The sequence below is a fragment of the Paraburkholderia sp. RL18-085-BIA-A genome (assembly GCF_046027075.1).
GTDB lineage: Bacteria > Pseudomonadota > Gammaproteobacteria > Burkholderiales > Burkholderiaceae > Paraburkholderia.
The window spans coordinates 1-204 of record NZ_JARESU010000744.1; the positions used below are offsets into that span (position 1 = coordinate 1).

Consider the following 204-nt stretch of genomic DNA (forward strand, 5'->3'; position numbering starts at 1 on the left):
TAATGTTGAATTTATCCGGCGGGCTGCGCGCCTCCTGACGTCCCGCCCGAACCCCGGCCCCGCCGCCCCGTCGACCAGCCCACCGCCCTGCCCGCCCCGCGTCCGATCGATGCGCTTGAACTGCCGCCCGACCTCGATGGCCGGCACGGCACGAACCGCGCCAACGGACGCAGGCAGGTCGCCGCTGACACCGACCTCGACGCA

1 protein-coding gene is annotated in these 204 nt (G+C 72.5%); it reads right to left on the minus strand.

All coding sequences use genetic code 11. The annotated features are described in order from the left end of the window. On the minus strand, positions 1-204 hold a 204-nt coding region (locus tag P0D89_RS54645), incomplete at both ends, for a hypothetical protein (RefSeq protein ID WP_408379968.1).